General features: G+C 74.4%; 12 protein-coding genes and 1 pseudogene. 9 read left to right on the top strand and 4 right to left on the bottom strand.

Annotation, left to right across the window (positions count from 1 at the left end; genetic code table 11):
• Positions 1–9: 9 nt before the first annotated feature.
• Positions 10–696, bottom strand: a complete 687-nt coding sequence (locus tag AAFN69_RS13525; protein WP_347728689.1) for a TenA family protein — start codon at positions 694–696, stop codon at positions 10–12.
• A 151-nt stretch (positions 697–847) separates the two neighbouring features.
• On the opposite strand from AAFN69_RS13525, the gene AAFN69_RS13520 reads away from it, so the two are divergent.
• The 3 genes from AAFN69_RS13520 to AAFN69_RS13510 are packed head-to-tail and all read left to right on the top strand — an operon-like array spanning position 848 to position 3414.
• A complete protein-coding gene (locus tag AAFN69_RS13520; protein WP_347728688.1) occupies positions 848–1876 on the top strand; it encodes an ABC transporter substrate-binding protein in 1029 nt (342 codons plus the stop codon).
• Entirely contained in the window at positions 1857–2657 is an 801-nt protein-coding gene (locus AAFN69_RS13515) for an ABC transporter permease (protein WP_347728687.1), read from the top strand. Before AAFN69_RS13520 ends, AAFN69_RS13515 begins: the two co-directional genes overlap by 20 nt.
• Entirely contained in the window at positions 2650–3414 is a 765-nt protein-coding gene (locus tag AAFN69_RS13510) for an ABC transporter ATP-binding protein (protein ID WP_347728686.1), read from the top strand. The genes AAFN69_RS13515 and AAFN69_RS13510 overlap by 8 nt, the downstream gene beginning before the upstream one ends.
• A gap of 60 nt (positions 3415–3474) precedes the next feature.
• On the opposite strand, the pseudogene AAFN69_RS13505 reads toward AAFN69_RS13510, so the two are convergent.
• Positions 3475–4713 (bottom strand): annotated as a pseudogene (locus AAFN69_RS13505) (S8 family peptidase); the annotation flags it as partial.
• Positions 4714–5024: 311 nt separating this feature from the next.
• On the opposite strand from AAFN69_RS13505, the gene AAFN69_RS13500 reads away from it, so the two are divergent.
• A complete protein-coding gene (locus AAFN69_RS13500; protein WP_347728915.1) occupies positions 5025–8243 on the top strand; it encodes an amidohydrolase family protein in 3219 nt (1072 codons plus the stop codon).
• Between the two features lie 33 nt (positions 8244–8276).
• Here AAFN69_RS13500 and AAFN69_RS13495 read toward each other — a convergent pair whose 3' ends face one another.
• Positions 8277–9185, bottom strand: a complete 909-nt coding sequence (locus AAFN69_RS13495; RefSeq protein ID WP_347728685.1) for an aminoglycoside phosphotransferase family protein — start codon at positions 9183–9185, stop codon at positions 8277–8279.
• A 111-nt stretch (positions 9186–9296) separates the two neighbouring features.
• On the opposite strand from AAFN69_RS13495, the gene AAFN69_RS13490 reads away from it, so the two are divergent.
• From AAFN69_RS13490 to AAFN69_RS13480, 3 genes are all read left to right on the top strand, one after another.
• Positions 9297–9614 carry a hypothetical protein gene (locus AAFN69_RS13490; protein ID WP_347728684.1) on the top strand — a complete coding sequence of 106 codons (318 nt, stop codon included), beginning with the start codon at positions 9297–9299 and terminating at the stop codon, positions 9612–9614.
• A 338-nt stretch (positions 9615–9952) separates the two neighbouring features.
• Positions 9953–10129, top strand: a complete 177-nt coding sequence (locus AAFN69_RS13485; protein WP_347728683.1) for a hypothetical protein — start codon at positions 9953–9955, stop codon at positions 10127–10129.
• A 257-nt stretch (positions 10130–10386) separates the two neighbouring features.
• On the top strand, positions 10387–11319 hold the full coding sequence (locus AAFN69_RS13480; protein ID WP_347728682.1) for a phosphotransferase: 933 nt from the start codon (positions 10387–10389) through the stop codon (positions 11317–11319).
• A gap of 402 nt (positions 11320–11721) precedes the next feature.
• On the opposite strand, the gene AAFN69_RS13475 is transcribed toward AAFN69_RS13480, so the two are convergent.
• The gene (locus AAFN69_RS13475; RefSeq protein WP_347728681.1) at positions 11722–14235 is read right to left on the bottom strand and encodes a hypothetical protein; all 2514 of its coding nucleotides are present in this window, start codon (positions 14233–14235) and stop codon (positions 11722–11724) included.
• Between the two features lie 1034 nt (positions 14236–15269).
• Here AAFN69_RS13475 and AAFN69_RS13470 point away from each other — a divergent pair.
• Positions 15270–15533: a hypothetical protein gene (locus AAFN69_RS13470; protein ID WP_347728680.1), complete on the top strand. Its 264-nt coding sequence runs from the start codon at positions 15270–15272 to the stop codon at positions 15531–15533.
• On the top strand, positions 15530–15736 hold the full coding sequence (locus AAFN69_RS13465) for a hypothetical protein (RefSeq protein ID WP_347728679.1): 207 nt from the start codon (positions 15530–15532) through the stop codon (positions 15734–15736). Before AAFN69_RS13470 ends, AAFN69_RS13465 begins: the two co-directional genes overlap by 4 nt.
• Positions 15737–15956: the final 220 nt, after the last annotated feature.

Genomic DNA, 15956 nt, shown 5'->3' with positions numbered 1-15956 from the left:
GGGCCGGGATCACACCGGCCAGGACTCACGGCGGAATCCGGCGTCCCAGAACATCCACTCGTAGCGGGCCGCCGTTCTGACCCGCTCCCGGATCAGGGTGCGCTCGGCCTCCGGGGCCGCCGCGCCCACCCGGTCCGCGACCGCGAGCACCTGGCCGGTGGTGGCCTGGAAGTCCGCGTCCCCGTACGCCGCGATCCAGCGGGCGTAGAGCGGATCGGGCGAACCGGCCGCCCGCAGCGTCCGGCCGACCTCCGCGTAGACCCAGTAGCAGGGCAGCACCGCGCCCACCGCCTCGCCGTAGGACCCGGTGTACGCGCTGGCCAGCAGGAAGTCCAGATAGGCGCGGGTGGTCGGCGCGACCGGCTCCGCCGCGGCGGCCTCCTGCCCGGTGCCCATCTCGGCCAGCAGCGAGGCGTGCAGCTCCTTCTCCATGGCCACGGTCTCCCCCGCGTGCCGGGCGAACATCACCGCGTCGGCGTCGGAGCCGGCCTTGGCCGCGCAGAGCGCCAGCACTCGTGCATAGGTGTACAGATAGTGTGAATCCTGGATGATGTAGTGCCGGAAGCACTCCCTCGGCAGCGTGCCGTCGATCAGTCCGGTGATGAACGGATGCCGCATCACCTCCGCCGCTGTGCCCTCGATGTCCGACCAGAGCAGCGAAGTGAACCGGGATCCGGCGAGATCTGTGATGGCCATGTGCGCAAGCTAGCCCAGCGGGCCCGCTGTGCCCATGGCCGGTTTCCGCCTCTTGCCGGGGGGATGGCGGTTCCGCGTACTCTGACGCCCGGCCGGACCCGGGTGTGCCGGTGTCCGCGCCGGCCGGCACCGGCCCAAGGAGGCGTACGGCATGGGCGTATCCCGATCGGCCCGGCCGGCCGTCCTCCTCGCCGTGCTGCTGCTCCTCGTCACCGGATGCGTGAGCACCGGCGACGGCGGGGGCGGCGACGGCTCCCGGGCGAAGGTGCGGATCGCCCTGGACTGGACGCCGAACTCCAACCACCTCGGGCTGTACGCCGCGCAGCAGCAGCGCTGGTACGAGGAGGCCGGGCTCGATGTGGAGATCCTGCCCTACAACAACGCCTCCGCCGACACCCTGGTGGCCCAGGGCACGGCCGACTTCGGCATCAGCTTCCAGGACACCTTCACCTTCGCCAGGGCGTCCGGGGCGGACATCACCTCGGTGATGGCGATCGTCCAGCACTGGACGACGATGATCGCGGTGCGCGCGGACCGGAAGGACATCGTCACCCCCAGGGATCTCGACGGCACGGTCTACGGCGGATTCGGCGCGCCCTACGAGGAGCCGAAGATGCGGGCGGTCATCAAGGACGCCGGCGGCAAGGGGGACTTCACGACCGTGGTCCTCGGCACCTCGGTCTACGAGGCGCTGTACGCCGGGAAGGTGGACTTCACCGAGCCGTTCGCCACCTGGGAGGTGATCGAGGCCGAGCTGCGGGGCAAGCCGCTCAAGACCTTCGCCTACACCGACCACGGCTTCCCGGACGCGTACAACGTCCTGCTCGTCGGCAACTCCTCGTGGCTGCGGAAGAACCGGGACACCGCGACCGCCTTCGTGCGCGCCACCCAGCGCGGCTACGAGCTCGCGGCGAAGGATCCGGACCGGGCCGGGGAGCTGCTGGAGAAGGCCAACCCCGGTGCCTTCAGCAGCAAGGAGCTGATCCGCCGCAGCGGGCGGCTGCTCGCCCGCTATCTGCGCGACGAGAAGGGCGCGGTGGGGACCCAGACACTGGCGAAGTGGCGGGGGTACTCGGGATTCCTCTACGACTCCGGTGTCCTGACCGGTCCGGACGGCGCGAAGGTGACGAAGCGTCCGGACTTCTCCCGGTGGTTCACCAATGAGTATCTCGCGCGCTGACCGCCCGGCGGTGCCGCGGCGGGTGTGGTCCGCCGCCGTGCCGGCCGCCGTCCTGGCGGTGGCGCTCCTGGCGGGCTGGCAGTGGTTCGTCACGGCGAGCGGGATCCGCCCGCAGGTGCTTCCCTCGCCGGTGCGGGTGGCGGAGCAGGGCTGGGCGTTCCGGGCGGAGATCTGGGCGAACACCCTGCCCACGCTCCAGGTGACGGCGATCGGTTTCGGTGTCTCGCTGGCGGTGAGCTGGACGCTGGCCGTCGCGGCGAATTTCTCCGGTCCGCTGCGGCGGGCGCTCACCCCGCTGCTGGTGCTCTCGCAGACGCTGCCCGTGATCGCGATCGCGCCGCTGCTGATCATCTGGTTCGGCTTCGGGCTGCTGCCCAAGGTGCTGGTGATCGCCCTGGTCACCTTCTTCCCGGTCGCCGTGGGGCTGATCGAGGGGTTCGCCGCCACGGATCCGCAGGCCGTCAATCTGCTGCGGAGCATGGGCGCTTCGCGCTGGGCGCAGTTCCGGTACGTCCGGCTGCCGGGGGCGATGCCGGCCTTCTTCACCTCGCTGCGCATCGGTGTCACCTATGCGGTCACCGGGGCGATCTTCGCCGAGTACGTGGGGGCGACGGCGGGGCTCGGCGTCTTCATGAGCCTCCAGAAGAACAGCTTCCGCACGGATCTGGTGCTGGCGGCGGTCGTGGTCACCGCACTGCTCTCGATCGCTCTGTTCGGGCTGACCTATCTGGCGCAGTGGCTGATCGCCCCCTGGTACGGCAGGTCGCGCCGCCATGGCTGAGCCGAAGCTCACCGTCGAGGGGGTGAGCAAGTCGTTCCGGCCGGGCAGGTCGGCGTTCGCGGTGCTGGACGGGGTGTCGCTGTCCCTGGCCGCCGGGGAGTTCGTCTCGGTGATCGGCCCCAGCGGGTGCGGCAAGTCCACCCTCTTCAATGTGGTGGCCGGGCTGGAACGCCCGGACACGGGGCGGATCCTGGTGGACGGCCGGGAGGCGACCGGGAGCAGCGCCCCCTTCGCGTACATGCCGCAGCAGGATCTGCTGTTCCCGTGGCGGACGGTGCTGGACAACACCATCCTGGGTCTGGAGGTGGCCGGAATGCGCCGGCGGCCGGCCCGGGAGCGGGCCCGGAGCCTGTTTCCGGTCTTCGGTCTGGCCGGCTTCGAGTCCGCGTACCCCTATGAGCTCTCCGGCGGGATGCGCCAGCGCGCGGCGCTGCTGCGGACGGTGGTGCAGGACCGTCAGGTACTGCTGCTGGACGAGCCCTTCGGGGCGCTGGACGCGCTGACCCGTACGGAGATGCAGGGCTGGCTGGAGGAGGTGCGCGGGCGGTTCGGCTGGACGGTGCTGCTGATCACCCATGACATCCGGGAGGCGGTGTTCCTCTCCGACCGGGTGGTGGTGCTGGGGGCGCGGCCGGCCCGGGTGCGCCGGGAGGTGCCGGTGGATCTGCCGAGGCCCCGGGAGGCCGGGATCGTCACCGGCCCGGCGTTCGCCGCGGTGGAGGAGAAGGTGCTCGCGGCGCTGCACACCGGGCCGTGACCGCCGCGCGTCCCGCCGGAGCGGGGCGCGCGCCGTGCCGCCCTCCCCGCCGGGTCAGGGGCCGACGTACAGCAGCCGGTTCGGTGAGCCGGATCCCGGGTTGCCCACCACTCCGGGGGTGGCCGCCGCGATCAGGGCGGCGGCGGTCTGGGCCGGGGTCGCGGCCGGGTTCTCCGCGAGGTGGAGCGCCGCCGCTCCGGCGGCGTGCGGCGCGGCCGTCGATGTCCCGGAGAGGGTGGCGGTGGCCTGGTCCCCGGAGTTCCAGAGCGAGGTGATCGAGACACCCGGCGCGAACAGGTCCACGGCGCGCCCGTAGTTGGACGAGGGGGCGCGGGCGTCGGTGATGGTCGCCGCGCCGACGGTGATGGCCTCGGCCACCCGGGCGGGCGAGACGGTGCCCGCGTCGGTGTTGGAGCCGCCCGCCGCGACGGCGTAGGAGATCCCGGAGGCGATGGAGTTGCGCACCGCGGCGTCCAGTGCGGCGTTCGCCCCGCCGCCGAGGCTCATATTGGCGACGGCCGGCTTGACCGCGTTCGCCGTCACCCAGTCGACGCCGGCGACGACCTGGGCGATGGTGCCGGCGCCGGAGTTGTTCAGCACCCGCACCCCCACGATCCGGGCCCTCTTGGCGACCCCGTGCAGGGTGCCGGCGACGATGCCCGCGACATGGGTGCCGTGGCCGTTGCCGTCCTGCGCGACACCGTCGCCGTCGACCGTGTCCCAGCCGTGGGCCGCCCGGCCGCCGAAGTCCTGGTGGGTGATCCGGACCCCGGTGTCGATGATGTACGCGGTCACTCCGCGGCCCGCGCTGTCCGGATAGGTGTACCGCTGGTCGAGCGGGAGGTATCGCTGGTCGATCCGGTCCAGCCCCCACGAGGGCGGGTTGAACTGCGTCGCGGTCGCCCGCACCGTGCCGTCCTGGACGACGGAGGCGACGGCCGGGTGGGCGGCGAGCCGCTTCGCCCCGGCTTCGGGGAGCCGCACGGCGTATCCGTCGAGCGCGGCGGTGTACGTCCGCTCGATCCGCGCGCCGTGATCCCGGACGAGCTTCTCGGCGGCGGCCGTTCCGGCGTCCGGCGCGGAGGGGCGGAAGGTCACGAGGTAGCTGCCCGCGATCGCCCCCGGGGCACCGGCGTTCAGGATGACGCCCTCCGCCCGGTCGGGGCCGGTGGTGGCGGTGGCGGGGGACGCTCCGAGGGTGAGGGCCGCGATCGCGCAGAGCGATGCGGTGATCGCCGGTCGGGAGGTGCGTAACGGCACGGGATTCTCCTTCGGTCGGAGGCCGGACGGCGCACACATAGATCAGGTGCATGTCAATACGGCCTGAGCGAAGGCTGCCGGACCCACCGCGATCCCACAAGGCCCCGCAGGGCCCGGCGCCCGCCGGGCGGACCGCGCGCCCGGTCCCGGCGACCGGGGCCGGGCAGCGGAGACGGGCCACGCGCGCGCCCTCACCCCGCTCTCGTGAACGAAGGGTGAATTCCGCCGCGGCCGGCGCGGCGGGCCGCCCGGATGGGTCCATGCTGGCAAGCGGGTTGGGACCCGTCCGGTCACCGCGACGGGCCCCGGGCCGCTCCGCCACCCCCACACACAGGAGAGTGAGCCGTCCCATGGACCACGACCCCGATGGCGCGGCCCTCACCCGACGTCGGCTGCTCGCCGCGGCGGGCCCCATCGGCGTCACCGTCGCCTCGGTCGCGGCCGGTGCCGCTCCCGCCGTCGCGGCCGGCCGGGAGACCGGCACCGCCGCATCGCGCACCGCCGCCCGCCGGCTGCTCCTCACCGCCGCCACCAACGGCTCGGCGAGCCTCTCCCCCGCCGGCGGCGGGCTGATCGCCGAAGTGCAGGGCATTCTCTGGTCCCTGCCCCGGACGGGCGGCACCGCCGTGCCCCTTACCCCGGCCGATCTGGAGCCCGGCCGGCCCGTCCACTCACCGGACGGCCGGCTCGTCGCGTTCAGCGCCTACCGGGGCGGCAGCTTCCAGATCTGGACCGTGCGCCCGGACGGATCGGAGCTGCGCCGGCGCACCGAGGGGCCCTGGGACGACCGGGCCCCGGCCTGGTCGCCGGACGGCACGCGGATCGCCTTCGCCTCGGAGCGCGGCGGGGACCCGGTCGCCGGCAGCGCGTACCGCGTTCATGTGCTGGAGCTGCGGACCGGGACCATCACCCGGCTCACCGGTGCCGCCGGCCAGGACGGGCCCCTCCAGGACGGCGCCTGGGAGGACTTCGATCCCGTCTGGTCGCCGGACGGGCGGCGGATCTGGTTCGTCCGGGCCAGGGGCGTCACCACCCCCGCCGGGACCACCCTGGAGGCCCGTACCATCGCCTCCGTTCCCGCGCGCGGAGCCGGGCCGGCCGTCGTCGAGCACACCGAGACCGAGGCGGCGCATGTCATGGTGCCGGCCCTCTCGCCGGACGGACGGCTCGCCCATCTGCGGATCACCCCGCAGCCCGGGGGATCGTGCACCCTCGTCGTCGGCGGCCGGCCCGTCGCGGTCACCGGGGAGATCGCGGCCGTGCCCCCGCGCTGGACGGCCGCCGGCGAGCTGCTGCTCACCGTGGACGGCCACTTCACCCTCGTACGCCCCGGGGAGCCGGACCGCGCGCGGCGGATTCCCTTCAGCGGCACGCTCTCCGTCGACCGGCCGTCCCGCAGGACCAAGACGTATGACCTGGAGGACGGACGCGCCCGCCCGGTGCGGGGGATCCATCTCCCCGCTCTGTCGCCCGACGGACGGCGGATCGCCTTCGCCGCGCTCAACACCCTCTGGCTGGGCGGCACATCGGGCGGCCGCCCGCCGGGGAAGCTGCGCCGGTCCGAGCCCGGCCGCTATCTCCTCGGCCCCGTGTGGGCGCGCGACGGGCGTTCCCTGCTGTACGCCGACGACCGGGACGGGCTGCTCGGTGTGTACCAGCACGATCTGGCCACCGGTGCCGAGCGCGCGCTCGCGACGGGCGGCCGGGTCTTCCCCGCGCTCTCCCCCGACGGCGGGCGGCTCGCCTGCTTCGACATGACGGGCCGGCTGCTGGTGCGCGAGACGGCGACCGGGGCCGAACGCGTCGTCGCCGAACCGCTCGGCGGCGGCGGGCTGCCCGGCCGGCCGAGCTGGTCCCCGGACGGCCGCCGGATCGCCTTCTGCGACCGCAACCGGCTCAGCCTCCGCTTCCGGGAGGGGTACAACCTCATCCGGGTGATCGACACCGTCACGGGCTCCGACCGGCTGCATGCCGTCGCCCCGCACACATCCGTCTCCGACCGGTACGACTCCGGGCCGGTCTGGTCCCCCGACGGCCGGTGGATGGCGGTCATCGTCGAATCGGCGCTCGCCCTGCTGCCCGTCACCCCCGAGGGCACCCCGCGCGGCCCGCTCCGGACCCTCACCGACGAAGCCGCCGACAGCCCCTCGTGGTCCGGGGACTCCACCACCCTGCTCTATCTCTCCGGCACCCGGCTGCGGCTCATCGGCACCGGCGGCGGCGCGGCGCGGACCGTGCGCCTGCCGCTGGACCGGCCCCGGGCCGCGCTCGCCGACACGGTGGTGCATGCCGGACGCCTCTGGGACGGCACCGGCGACACCGTGCGGGAGGACGCCGACATCATCGTGCGCGGCGGGCGCGTCGCCGCCGTCGAGCCCCATCGCGCGGGCCGCCGCACCACCCTGCGCCGGATCGACGCCTCCGAGCGGACGGTGCTGCCCGGTCTGTGGGACACCCACACCCATCCGTGGACCACCAACGGCGCACGGCAGGGCGCCGGTCAGCTGAGCTACGGCGTCACCACCACCGTCTCCTTCGGCGGGATCGCCCACGAGCAGGCACGGCTGCGGGAGGCGGTGGCGTCCGGACAGCTCACCGGCCCCCGGCTGCTGACCACCGGTGAACTGCTCGACGGATCACGGGTCGCCTACAGCATGGGCCGCGCCCACCGCACCCCTCAGGGGCTGCGCCGGACCCTGGAGCGCGCCGAGGCGCTCGACTGGGACCTCGTCAAGACCTATGTACGGGCGCCCGGATGGGTGATGGCGGAGGCGGCGCGGTTCGCCCGGGAGCGTCTCGGTGTGCGCACCGGCAGCCATCTGCTCTCCCCCGGTGTCCAGCTGGGACAGGATCTGACCACCCATCTCCAGGCCACCCAGCGCGCCGAGTCCGGGCGCGCGGTGACCGCGTCGGGCCACACCCACGACGATGTCGTCACCGTCTATGGCGACGGCACCTTCGCGCTCGTGGCGACCCCCTTCGGCGCCGTGCCGCTGCTGGGGGCCGATCCGGCGCTCGCCCGGGACCCCCGGGTGACCGTCGTGATGCCGCCGTGGGACGCGGTGGCGGTACGGCAGGCGGCAGCGGCCCCGCCCTCCGCCGCCCAGCTCGCCGCGCTGGACCAAGAGATCGGTGTCTACCGGCGGGTGCTGGAGCGCGGCGGCCTGGTGGCCCTCGGCACCGACGCACCGCTCACCCCGACCGGCCTCTCCCTCCATCTGGGGCTGCGCGCACTGCACCGGGGCGGGCTCTCCCCGGCCGAGGCGCTGCGGACCGTGACCGTACTGCCCGCGCGGCTCTTCGGTGCCGACCGGGATCTCGGCACGGTGGAGCGGGGCAGGATCGCCGATCTGACGGTGGTGGACGGCGATCCCTTCACCGACTTCGACACGCTGGTGCGCACCTCGTCCGTGGTCCGGGGCGGTACGCCGCACACCGTCGAGGAGCTGATCGCGGCATGGGCACAGGGTCCGGGGGTCCCCGGTGCGCACGGCCGGGACGAGGCGCACTGGAGTGAGGTGAGCCGGCTGATGCGGCTGGACGGGTGCTGCGGTCCGGACGGCCAGTAGCCGCGCCCTCGTGCCGGGGGACGGCGGGCGCACTCAGCGCGCGGCGGCGTCCAGGAGGATCGCCTCCAGCCGTGCGCGGCACTCGGCGGCGAAGGCCGGAAAGGTGTGTTGGTAGTACGAGATTCCGCCGAGGCCGACCGCGATGGCCCAGGCACGGGCGCGGTCCCAGGTCGCCTCGTCGAGACCCAGCGTGTCCCGGTAGGCGTCACGCGCCCGGGCGGGCAGGTCCCAGAGGGGTGCGTGCTCGGCGTCGGGGAAGCCGACCGAGAGTCCGCCGAAGTCGATGAGGGCGTGGAATCCGCCGTCGCGGACGAGGATGTTGGTGGGTTTGAGGTCGCCGTGCAGCCACACCCGGGGTCCCGGGGGCTCGGGCAGTGCGAGGGCGGCCCGCCACAGCTCCGCCAGGGTGTCGGTGTCGAGCCCGGAACCGGCGACGGCCCGGCAGTCGCCGAGCCATCCGGCGACCCACTCGTCGCACGGCGCGAGGCAGCCTCCCCGGTACCAGCTGAGGTCGCCGGCGCGGGTCGCTCCCATGAGGTCGGCGCGGTGCAGCTCCCGTACGGCCACCGCCAGGTCGGTGCCGAAGGCGGCCCAGTCCCGGACGGTTTCCGGGCCCGCCTCCTCGCCCTCGATCCAGCGGTGGACCGACCAGGGCAGGGGGAAGTCCCCGGCGGGCGTCCCGGCGTGGACGACCTCGGGAACGGGATGGGCGAGAAGGGGCGCCAGCCGGGGCAGCCAGCGCTGTTCCTTCCGCACGGACCGCGCGCTGTCGGCGGTTCGCGGAAGTCTCACGAGCAGGTCCTCGCCCAGCCGGTACATCGTGTTGTCCGTGCCCGCGCCGGCGGGCGACAGCGGCAAACCGGCCCACTCCGGGCGCTGAGCCGTCAGCAGGGACCGGATCAGCGTCTCGCCGGCCGGGATCTCGTGCTCGTGAAGCCTCACTCCGGAAGTCTCCGGGCGGGAGGGGACGGAGAGCGAATGAATTTCCGTCCGCGGTGACCGGTGCGTCACCCGGTGCCGGGGCTCGTGCGGACCGCCGTGTTGGATGGCCGCGTGGTGAGACGAGAGAAGCGGAAGCGGCCCTCCTTCGGCCTGCCCGGCTCAATCGCCCTGGTGGCGACGGCGGACGGCTGGCGGTACAGCGTCCGCACCGAGGAGGGCGGCATGCTCTGCGGGCGGCTCGGTGACGGGCCGCCCGGCCCCGAGGCGGTGCCGGCGGTCGCCGGGGAGATGGTGAGGGAGCTCGCGCTCACCTTCCACGGGACAGCGGTGGAGGTGGTCTGGGAGCCGCTCCGGGAGCCGGGGAGCAGGACCGGCCGGATCGTACGCGTCGCCGGTGGGGGGACCGCCCCGGCCGGCGGCGGGGAGTGAGCACCGGCTCCGCCGGGAGGGGCCGACCGGCGTACGGGGCCGGGGCGGCGCGGTGCCGGGGAACAGGCGTGCGGGGGTGGCGGCGGACATCCGAGGGGGCGGCCCAAAGCGCCACCGTTCGCCACCTTCCGTCACTTGTTCTGCCAGGCGGACGCGGGGTCCAATCAGTATGAGGACGGCTCCGGGCCCGGGGCTGCGCGGCAGGCTGTCCCACTCTCCACGGCGCGGCCGCATCGCACCGCCGGCGTCCGGATCCCGGCTCGGGTACGGAAGCGGTCGCGGTTCACCGCGCCCCGCCCGCTGTGCGCCGGCCCCGGCGCCCGATGAAGGGATCCGCCGTGTCCTCGCTCGCCCTCCTCGTACTGCTCCTGCTGGCGCTGGTGCTGCTCATGCTCGTCACCGGGCTCGCCTATGTGACGCACCGGCATCCGCCGCTGGCCACACCGCTCCTGGTCGCCACGGGCGGCGCCGCGGTGGTGATGGCCGCGCTGGGGGTCATCGCCGGCCTGGACTGACCGGCGGGATCACGCCCGGCCGGGGCACGTAGGGTTGGCCCGGGGCGCATCAGCCCGGCATCCGCGGGACACGCCCCTGCCGCACCCGGCCGAGTGACCAGGAGAACCATGACCCGCCACACGCCGGCGCCCGGCGGCGGTCCCGTCCGGGGGACGGCCGGGTACGGGGATCGCCCGGGACCTCCGCTGCCGCGGCACCGCGGTCCGGCGGCGCCTCCCGGCTTCCGGCTCGCGTACTCCGGGGCGGAGCGGGCCCGGTGACCCTCCCCGGCACGCGGCGGGCACACGAGGCCGCCCGCTCGATCGCGACGGCGGTCCTCGGATACGACGCCGGCCCCATGGCCGCCGTAGAGAGCGGCTCCCACCTCGTCCACGCCGGCCGGGACGTCGTGGTGAAGATCATCGATGCCGGTGACCACACCCGGCTGGACAGGGAGATCGCGCTCGCGTCCCGGCTCCCCGCCGGTCTCACGGCCCCGCTGCTGGGCAGCGGGCTCGGCCGGCTGGGGTCCCGGGAGATCCGCTACGCCTGCTACGCCCGGATGCCGGGGGCGGCTCCCGGGATGGGTCTGCCGGGCGTGGACGGCGCGACCGCGCGTGCCCTGGCCGAGGAGGCGGTCCGCCGGCTCGGGCGGCTGCACGGCTGGATTCCCCCGGCCGCGGCCGGCCGGACGCTGCGGGACCCTCTCGGCCACGGCGGATTCACCGGAAGGGCCGATCTCCTCGCCGGGGTTGAGCGCCTGACCGCCCTCGGCCGGCCCGGAGCCGTACCCCGCCGGCTGCTCGAGGGAGTGCGCGCGATGGCGGAGGACGCGCCGGCGGAGGCGCGGGCCGCCGTACCGGTGCACGCGGACTGCCACTGGGGCAACTGGCTCGCGGACGGGCGGAGCGTGACGGCCCTGCTGGACTTCGAGTGGGCACGCCTCGGTGAACCGGCCGACGACTGGTTCTTTCTGATCCGGTTCAGCGGGCCGCACCGCGAGACGGTGCTCGATGTCGTCGCCCGCGCCACGGGGACCGCCCCGGACACCCTCCGGGCGGAGTGCGAGATCCGCGAGGCGGCCCATCTCGTCTCCGACCTCCGTGTGGCGCTGGAACAGCCGGGCGCGCACGAGGCGATGGCCTCGGGACGCCTCGGTGAGCTGGAGGAGCTCGTCATCGGGCGCCGCTGGTGGCGCCGCGCCGGGTGACGGCGGCCGGCGGCCCGCGACCGCCGGGCCGGGGCGGGCCCGGCGGGGCCCACTGCCCCGCGACCCCGGCGGCAGGGGCGGAGGGGACGCCTCGGGGGCCGGCACCCCCGCGCCGCTCCCCACACCGGTCGCGAGGAGTTCCGGGGCCGGCACCGGGCCGGCCGCCGGCTTCCACACCACCGCCCGGGAGCCGTACTCGCGCGGGCGCCCTTCACCCCGGTACCCGCGCGGGTCCCGCCGCGCGCATCCGCTCACCGGGGGTCGCGGGGCCGGGCGGACAGGCCGGAACCACCTCGCGCGGGGAGGGTTCCGCACCGGCGCGGTGCGCGGCATCCGCCTTCATCCCGCGCGCCCTCGCGGCACTGCCGGGGCCCGGCGACTCCGGACCCGGGCGGTCCCGGGTCACGGCCCTGAGCGGGGCGGCACCCACCGGTCCGGCCGGGCGGGCGCGCCCGGCCGCCGCGACCGGTCGAACTCCGCGGTCCGTTCGATCAGCCGCTTCGCCAGATCCTCGTGGCGCACGCGATAGGCGCGGCCGGTCTGGCGCAGGATCTGGCGCTCGTGGAGGACGTCGAGGAAGGTTCCGAGGCGCCACGGCAGCCGGCCGCGCAGGGCGAGATGGAGATGGGCGATGAACGTGGGGAGGCTCGCCGTGTAGTACGCGGCGAGAATCGTCCCCACCGCGAGCCCGAAGAGCGTGCCGTGGTGAATGCGCAGGGATACCGGCGGCCGGCCGGCCCGGCGCGCCAGCTCGACGCCGAATCCGAGGTCGGCCACGGCCATGACGGCGGTGCAGAGCAGACAGACGCCGAGGACACAGCCGAGGAAGACCCGCCGGTCGTTGCGGAGCGAGCCGCGGGCGTATCCGGCCCGGCCCAGCGGCTCGTCCCGGCGGAGCCAGAACAGCAGCCCCGCGACGATGCCGACGGGCACCCCCAGGGCGATGCCGAAGCCCAGGACGAGTCCGAAACCGTACCGGGGCGAGAACTGGAGCACCAGGCTCGCGCCCGCGCCCGCTCCGATGGCGAGGGCGGGCAGAATGCCGCGCGTCAGGGCGGCCGGCAGGGTCCTGAGGGTCTTCTCCGCGGCGAAGTTGACACCGGTCGGCTTGAGCGGCTCGGAGAAGGGGGCGGCCAGCACCCGGCAGCCGATGGCGGCGAGACCGACGCCGGTGAGCATGGAGAGAAAGACATTGAGGCCGTTGCCGCCCTCCGGGAGCTCCGCGCCCAGCTCCAGCGGCAGTTGCGCGACCGCTCCGGTGACCGCGCAGACCAGCACCACCGCGAGGGCCGCGGCGACACCGCTGTCACCGGTGAGCCGGGCCCGCAGGGCGAGGATCAGCACAAAGCAGAGGCCCAGTTGCAGGCCGTCGAGGAGGCCGTCCGTGCCGTAGCGCGCCAGCCCCAGCGCGGAGACCGCCGCACCGGCCAGGATTCCGGCGGACAGCTCGGCCGGGCGGTGCGGGGCGATGCCGCGCAGGGCGCAGAGCGTGACGGCGGCGGTGCAGCCGATCGCCAGGCCCCGGGTGAAACCGACCGGCATGAAGAGGGCCATGCAGTAGGCCGCCACCAGCAGTACGGCACAGGCCGCGACCGGGACGGCGGGATGGACCAGCCGGGGCAGCAGCCACCACGCCACCTCTCCGGAGGGCTCGGCCCGCCGCGCGCGGGCGAGCAGCCACGCGGTGTGGAAGGGGGCGGCCCGTCCCCCGGGCAGGGCGCGCGGCAGGGCGCTGCCGCGCCCGGGGAGGTGCCGGGGGTGGAAGACGGTGTCGATGAAGCCGTCCATCAGGGCGGTGCGCGCGGCGGCGGTTCCGGTGTCGGCCGCCTCCATCAGCGCGCGCGGGTTCCGGGGCAGCCCCCGCCGGATCGGGCCGGGTGCGCCAGTGCCGTACATGCGCCAGGCGAGATCGAGATGGAGCGGGGTCGCGAACACCTCGCCGATCCCGCCGGGGTCGGGGGACTCCAGGCGGTCGATCACCGGCTGCCAGAGCTCCCTCAGCGCGGTGTCGGAGGCGGTCAGCTCGGACAGATAGCGGGCGGCCCGGCCGGGCCGGCAGGGCTGGATCTCGAAGACCGGGTACGCACCGGGGCTCAGCGCGCCCGTGCCGCTCACGTGCCGCAGAAACCTCGGCTGGACGAGCACGAGCAGCGGGTGGCCCGCACCGGCCTCGTCCAGCCGCTCCCAGGCCCGCCGCCACTGGTCCTCGGGCAGTTCGTCGAGTCCGTCGAGGATGATCCACACCGGGGAGTCCTCGCCCAGCAGATGTGCGGGGAACGCGTCGCCCTCGCGCGCCGCGACGTGGCGGAGGCTGGGGAACAGCCGCAGGGCCCGCTCGGCGACCCAGTTGCCGAAACCGTCGGCCGGATCCCATGAGGCCGCCGGGATCAGCAGGGGGAAGGTGCGGTCGGCCGGGTCGCGCAGCGCGCCGAGGGTCAGGAGCAGGGCGAGGGTGGTCTTGCCGGAACCGGGGCCGCCCACCACGACCGCCCGCAGCCGGCGCGGCGCGTTCCGCGCGGCCCGGTAGTAGAAGGCACCCAGCTCCTCACCGCTCAGACCGGCGGAGGCGGGTCGTCCGGCTCTGGCCGGCAGCGGGTCCACCCGGATGTCCCCGCCGGTCAGGCGGAGCGCCAGCAGCGTCGCCGAGTCCAGGCGGCGCAGTCTGGCCTCCCGGCTCCAGATCCGCAGCGCGGTCTCGGCGCGCTCCTTGGCCAGCGCTTGGTCCAGGGAGAGCCGCGGCCGGGGCTGCGGAAGGACTCCGGGGAGCGCGAGACCGGCGAGGAGCAGTGCGCAGACCGTGAGGGCCGGCTCCCATCCCGCCACCGCGAGGACCACCAGCGACCCGGCCGGCGGAAGCGCGAACCGGGCCCACCATGCGTCTTTCTCCCACCACCGGGAGAACGTTCCCTGGGACACCGCGTATCCCCCACCGTGCGCAGTTGTTCCGGTCCGCCCTGAGGATCCCAGGATGAGCGGGGAGGCACGTTCGCGACAAGAAGGGGGAAAAGGTGTTGTCCGCAAGCACCTCATGGCGCGGTGAGGTGTGCCGCCCGGCCCGCCGGCCCCTCCCGGGAAGGCCGCCGGCGTCCGTATGGCGGACCCGGATGCGGAGCGGGAGAGCTGTCACCGTACGCTCGGTAGCCGCTTCCGGCCGACGGGGGCGGAAGGCAACTAGGGAGAGGACGGGTTGGCCGTGCACGAAGCGCCGATCTATGACCGGCTCGTCGCGGAGCTCGGGGATGTCCCCACGGAGGTCCGCCGCGAGGCCGAGCGCACGTTGCGCGATCTCGACCAGGTCATACGCCCTCCGGGGGCATTCACACCCGGAGGGTTCCCGCATCCGGCGAACTCCTCGCCGCAGCCGCGCTGACGGACCCGGCGCGGCGGGCGGTCCGCACCGCCGCGCCGGGACACCGCGCCGGGACACCGGCGGGTGATTCCCGCGGCCTCTTCCGCGCCCCGTGCCCCCCGCGGTCCACGCCGCCGCCGGGAAGGCGCCTTCGGCGCAATGGGCCGGCCGCTCGGTGCCGTTGCGGAAATCCCCCGCACCGGGCACGCACATGACCTTTTCATGTTACCGGCACACCATCCCATTCCCACCGTGAACGGAATGCGGTGACAGCGGACAACCGCGTGTCGGGCCGCTCGGTTTCCGCCGGTGCGGATACCGGCGTGACGACCGCTTCCGGGGAATTCCCGCAGGCAGGAGCGGATGCCGGGGCACGATCCCGCGAGGCGGCGGAAGTGCGGCGGATACCGCCTCGCGGAGCGGTTGCGGCGATGCCGGCATTACCCTCTTTCGAGTGATGGCCGGTCCCATGCCCAGCCGCCATGATGGTTTCACAGCACTTGAATTGCGCATTCCGGCAGAGGCCCCGGGGAGCCCGCGCCCATTTCCGTGCGCAATTCAGGTTGACGATCTTCAACTCCGATATCGAGAGGACGAAGTCGTGGCATTCAACAATCTCGGAGGAATCACCACGCTGGCCGCCGGGGCCCAGACGACATGGTGGTTCAACTTCAACAACGGCGAGGACCGCGGCGCGCAGACGGCGTGGCCCGACGTCAAACCGTCCGGCAACGGCCCGGCGCACATCGCCTTCAACCACAGCAAGCGCAGGACCGGCACCGGATACACCGAGTACGGCGTGGTCATCCGGAATATCGGCGGCGAAGCGGGTACGCACAACCTTCAGGGTGGGGGCTTCGCATGAAACTTACTGTCATCACCGAGGAGGACGGCAAGGTCGTGGCCGTCCAGCAGGGTCACGCCTCCGAGGCGCGGAAGGCCGACGAGTACGCGGTCATCGCGGCCGGGGAGGGGCAGACCCTGCACGAGGTGGATGTTCCCGATGTGACCGAGTCCCTCGGCGCCGAGGATCTTCTGCGGAGTGTGGCCGCCCACCTGGCGGGTTAGCCGGCGCGCCCCTCGCGGGCGCACGCCGGAGAGGGCCGAGTGCGGGCCGGGTGTCATCGGGCACCCGGCCCGCACTTCTGTCCGCGCACACCGTCCGCCGCCGCCGGCGGACGCGGATCCTCGACACCCCTCACCCGGAACGCCGGTGTCCGCAGCGGCCGATGTGCGGTCCACTGCCGGAGGAGCCATCAGGCGGGACGGCACACCGGCGGGACGCGAC

The organism is Streptomyces sp. CAU 1734 (assembly GCF_039888735.1).
Classification (GTDB): domain Bacteria; phylum Actinomycetota; class Actinomycetes; order Streptomycetales; family Streptomycetaceae; genus Streptomyces.
The sequence above is the reverse complement of the archived record's forward strand: the minus strand, read 5'-3'. Positions and strand labels throughout refer to the sequence as shown.

Excerpts from the sequence above, each read along its gene's own strand:
- AAFN69_RS13465 (WP_347728679.1), top strand. The coding sequence starts at position 15,530 with ATGAAACTTACTGTCATCACCGAGGAGGACGGCAAGGTCGTGGCCGTC.
- AAFN69_RS13515 (WP_347728687.1), top strand. The coding sequence starts at position 1,857 with ATGAGTATCTCGCGCGCTGACCGCCCGGCGGTGCCGCGGCGGGTGTGG.
- AAFN69_RS13510 (WP_347728686.1), top strand. The coding sequence starts at position 2,650 with ATGGCTGAGCCGAAGCTCACCGTCGAGGGGGTGAGCAAGTCGTTCCGG.
- AAFN69_RS13525 (WP_347728689.1), bottom strand. The coding sequence starts at position 696 with ATGGCCATCACAGATCTCGCCGGATCCCGGTTCACTTCGCTGCTCTGG.
- AAFN69_RS13520 (WP_347728688.1), top strand. The coding sequence starts at position 848 with ATGGGCGTATCCCGATCGGCCCGGCCGGCCGTCCTCCTCGCCGTGCTG.
- AAFN69_RS13500 (WP_347728915.1), top strand. The coding sequence starts at position 5,025 with ATGGACCACGACCCCGATGGCGCGGCCCTCACCCGACGTCGGCTGCTC.